General features: G+C 41.5%; 3 protein-coding genes and 1 pseudogene. 3 read left to right on the top strand and 1 reads right to left on the bottom strand.

Annotated elements, in window-relative coordinates; all coding sequences use genetic code 11:
* The 3 genes and pseudogenes from CIK95_RS13410 to CIK95_RS02090 form a co-directional block, all read left to right on the top strand.
* A pseudogene (locus CIK95_RS13410) lies at positions 1 to 102 on the top strand (single-stranded DNA-binding protein); the annotation flags it as partial.
* A 229-nt stretch (positions 103 to 331) separates the two neighbouring features.
* The gene (locus tag CIK95_RS02095) at positions 332 to 640 is read left to right on the top strand and encodes a helix-turn-helix domain-containing protein (RefSeq protein ID WP_094383297.1); all 309 of its coding nucleotides are present in this window, start codon (positions 332 to 334) and stop codon (positions 638 to 640) included.
* Between the two features lie 20 nt (positions 641 to 660).
* Complete coding sequence (locus CIK95_RS02090; protein WP_254046393.1) at positions 661 to 2,130, top strand: type II toxin-antitoxin system HipA family toxin; 1,470 nt, start codon at positions 661 to 663, stop codon at positions 2,128 to 2,130.
* An 884-nt stretch (positions 2,131 to 3,014) separates the two neighbouring features.
* Here CIK95_RS02090 and CIK95_RS02085 read toward each other — a convergent pair.
* Entirely contained in the window at positions 3,015 to 4,241 is a 1,227-nt protein-coding gene (locus CIK95_RS02085) for a transposase (RefSeq protein WP_094466140.1), read from the bottom strand.
* Positions 4,242 to 4,493: the final 252 nt, after the last annotated feature.

The raw sequence follows: 4,493 nt of genomic DNA, 5'->3' as shown, positions 1-4,493 counted from the left end.
AAGCACAACCGTGTGGTTCTCGTCGCAACCAAGTTCTACGAAGCTGTGGAGAAAGAAGAAACTCCTGCTCCACAGGAGAGCAAGACAAAGAAGGGCAAATAACCCTTCTCGTCATCAAAGAGCGGCCATCGGGTCGCTTTTTTTGTGTTTTGGGCTCTCTTTTTCCTTACAGAACCATAAAATTTGCTCTTTATCCAACATTTTCCTTGCCGTTATGCATTTATTTCAAAAACATTGCGTAATTTTGCAGTCATAAATATAAGCGTAATATAAAATAGACGATAAAACAATATATAAATTATAGTAAGGTATAAAATAAAAGTGTGATATTATGGCTGATTATTACGAATATTCCATACCAGAATTGATAAAGCTGCTTGGAGCGAGATTCAAAGATTATCGTCTGCGTAGTAACATGACGCAGAAGGATGTCTCTGAGCAATCTGGTATCACCATTACTACCATTCACAAGTTTGAGAACGGAACGTCAGGCAATATGTCGCTTGGTACGTTCCTATTGCTGATGAAGGCTATCGGCCAGATAAATACTCTAGACGAACTGATGCCAGAACTTCCAGATTCTGCATATCTCATCAAGTCAGAAAAGAAGGTTCAACGAATTAGACATAAGAAATCATGATAACAAGCTCCCTTAAAATAATGCTCTGGGACAAGGAGATCGGTCGTTTGTCATGGGATGGCAGGAAAGGAATTTCGTACTTCGAGTTCAATCCTGCTGTTATCGGTGGCGAACTAGATCCTTTCCCTCTTATTGCTTCTACCAAGTCACCTGCAAGCCGTCGTCCTATCATGGGAGATAAGGAAATGAAGCTTTACCGTAAATTGCCTCCTTTTCTTGCTGATTCGCTTCCTGATGCTTGGGGAAATCAAGTCTTCGAATGTTGGAGAATACAGAACGGCATCCGAAACCAGGAAATCACTCCTCTTGAAATTCTCTCTTTCATTGGCAAGCGAGGAATGGGAGCATTGGAGTTTATCCCTGAATCATCTGGCATTAAGAAGTCCGAACAACTCAATCTTAAAGCTTTGACGGACTTGGCTCAAAAGATATTCACTGAGCGTGAGAACGTAAAGATAATGCCAGATGAGTCTTTGACGATGCAATCCTTGATAGCTGTTGGCACCTCTGCAGGTGGCAGACAGCCTAAAGCCATCATTGCCATAAATCCAAAGACTGGTGAGATAAGAAGCGGACAGATAGCTGGGCAAAAAGAGTTTGAATACTGTATTCTTAAGTTTGGTGATCCTTCACGTTCTTCTGCTGAGCTTGAAATGGCTTATTACAAAATGGCTACAGCTGCTGGTATCAACATGATGCCATGTGAACTTATTGAAGTTGAGGGACAGAATCACTTCATAACGCATCGTTTCGATCGTGATGAGGAACGTAAGCTTCACATGCAGACACTGGCTGCCTTATACCCCGAAGCAGACAGCTACGAGAAACTGCTGATGGTATGTCGTAAGATGCGACTTCCTGAATCCACACAGGAAGAGGTATTTCGCAGGATGGTGTTCAACATCCTTGCCAACAACACCGATGACCACAATAAGAACTTTTCTTTCCTAATGGACGAAAACGGTCATTGGCAGTTATCGCCAGCATATGACATGACCTATATTTTCAATGTCGGAGGTTTCCTTCCAGAGACTATGCACTGCCTTATGATGCAAGGAAAGCTGCAAGGTCAAACCTTTGAAGATGCTCTTGCTCTCGCCAAAGATAATGGTATCAGAAAGGCAGAAACCATTATCAAAGAGGTTGCTTCTGCTATCTGTAAGTTCCGTAAATACGCAGAAGAATGTGGTGTAGGTCAGCAATGGATAGCTGCTGTTGAAACTTGCTTGAACAACCATCTGGCAAATTGGGGCTTCTTGCCTGATAGCAGTTCACCATCATTTGATATTGATGGCATTCTATATGAGAATGTACGTGTAGAACAAACTTACAAAGGCAATTTCCATCTTCTTTGCGAGATACAAGGAAAAGAGCGTAAGTTTGTTATATCAAAAAACAAAGCAGCGTATGCAGAGATTGAAGAAACAGGTACTTCCAACCTCTCGATAGAACAACTGCATACACTGGTTGAAACATACCTTGCCAGGTAAATCTACATATTGATACTACATAAAGAGCGGCTTCGGTCGCTCTTTTTTATACCTTCTCCCTACTGAAGGAAAATCGTCTTTTTTACATTCGAAAGTATGGGTAATAGACTTGAAACCATGAAAACATTTGAGTTTGGAGAACATGTATATATACATGAGTATTTCTAAACTTAAACTTACATGCCATAAGTTGAGCCCGATGGCTGCTCATTGACGGCAGGGTCAGTCCTTCTTTTTTCTCCTTGCTGAATTACTTCTTTCTTTAGCTTCTGTGAATCGTTGCGAGAACCGTATTGCGTTTACTCTCGACATCCTAATCCCCAGGTGTGCCTTCCTCATGTTCCCTTCCTTGTGCGTTCTCCGTCTTTTTCATCGTATTTGCATCCCCAATCTCTTCATGCTGTTGCTCAGTTTCCGACCATACTTCAACGGCTATCGGCACGATGTTTGTGCATCGCTTGTTTATCTGATATAGATACCTGTTTCCTTTACCTAACACCGACTACTTGATTTTCTGCACTTTTCTCCACTTCTTATTTTGGACGAAGCAGACACACTTACTTTTTCCGTCGCAAAGTTAGTGCAAGCCGCATTGTATCAAGTATCAGTGCCTTATTACCTGAATTATTTCAAAAACTTTTTCGTCTGACATCATCCAAAAAACTTTTCTGTGCCAAGGTGAAATAATTCGGTAATTCCTTGCTTGCCTGCTTTCCTTGCCAACTCTGATAGCAACGTAAAAACCTGAGTTCGGGATAAGAAAGTCTTTGTAAAAGTTGGTAATCTCAATAATTTTTAGTACCTTTATGGTTGTGAATCAATTAATTATAAAATTAAAGGATACTATAGTTATGGCAATAGTTCGTTAAAATTTGAGATAAAGGCTAAGCAGTTTTACGCTGCCAGCCAAAGAGTTCTTTGATAGTATGACTAATTAACTTTCGGTTCGGTATTCTCCGACACTTGTCAAAAATTAATTTAGCGATGTATGTGCTTGCCATGATCTCCTTGAAAGAAGCCATGGAATACGACATCCCGTTTTCCTTCATCATCACCTTTGCTACATTCTGTGATGCGAATGATGCATTGTAGGAAAAGTCCAACTGGTTCTTGTGTCTTGCCTGGCAATGCGTAAGGCCGGTATACTGCTTTGCATCGCGAAAACAAAATTCTATTTGGAATCTTGAGCGGTATGTGCGCAGCACATCCTCACCCGACATGGATGTCTTTGTTGAGAAGAAAAACTTGTGCTTTCCGTTGGGCATAATCCAAATGACAAGGCGCACTTTCTTCTTCAAAGCCTTTGAATAGGCAATGAGTGTGTAGGCAGTGCCCTCAAGTCCTTCAATATGCAACTCTGCCATACGAGTGAGGTCAAGTTTCTTGTAGTTGATTTTTCCGTCAAGTGTCTTGGGACGTCCAGGCTTGTGGGAACGAGGCCCCGTATACACATAGTATAGGCTCGCTGTATCCCTGAAGCGGCTGACAAGATGGAAACCGCACTCTTTGATTCCATCCACAAACGGACGGATAGAGAAGAAGGCGTCAGCGACAACAATATCGGTGACCTTCAACAATTCCTTCTTGTAACGCTTGATGACCGCTATGTAATGTTGCACGAGAGTCATGTTGCGCAGTTTCAACTCTCCTGTAGATGGAGTCTGATGGGCGCGCAGCATCATGCAACTGTTGGCATAGACATCGACAAGAGCCAGTCCCATGATTTCAAGTCCATGCTTCATGGAACTTGCACAACCGGACCAGAAAGTACCGATATGCGGAGTCTTCTTACCAGACTTGCTGATGTAGCTCGGATCAATGGCAATAGCCAATAGACCATCCATATTCAAGTAACGTCTGCAAAGGGCAAGGTTGAACTTCACCCAGTCTATGCATTTAGCACGGCCACGGTTGAAATTCGTTCTGTAGGTCTGCTCGCAATGGGTGCCGTAGCGCTCCATTTGAGTGAAATTTATCTTTCTTTGTATCGTCATGTACAATAAGAGTATTTCCAAGAGAAGGTTTTCGAAAGTTTTGCTTACCTTTGCAGATGAACTTTTGATAGCATCTCTGCAGATTTCCGTATATTGGTTGAGTGGTTCTGATGTCATGTTACTTTAAGCTTTGATCACTATAAAGTTACTGATAATCAGCCACTTAACCAAATTTTATTAGTTATATTACGTTAATTAACTCCTTCATTTTCAAACGATTACGTTAGAATTAACAGAGTATTGTTATGGAGATTACCAAGAACAAAATTACGGAAATTTTCTGTATTATCGATGATTTTTGCCAAGAATATGATATGGAAATTGCCCGCATGTCCATTTGTGAGTCAGATGGGCGTAAGCACCGCAATC

The organism is Prevotella sp. P5-108 (assembly GCF_002251385.1).
Lineage (GTDB): Bacteria > Bacteroidota > Bacteroidia > Bacteroidales > Bacteroidaceae > Prevotella.
This window is presented reverse-complemented; position numbering and strand designations above follow the sequence as displayed.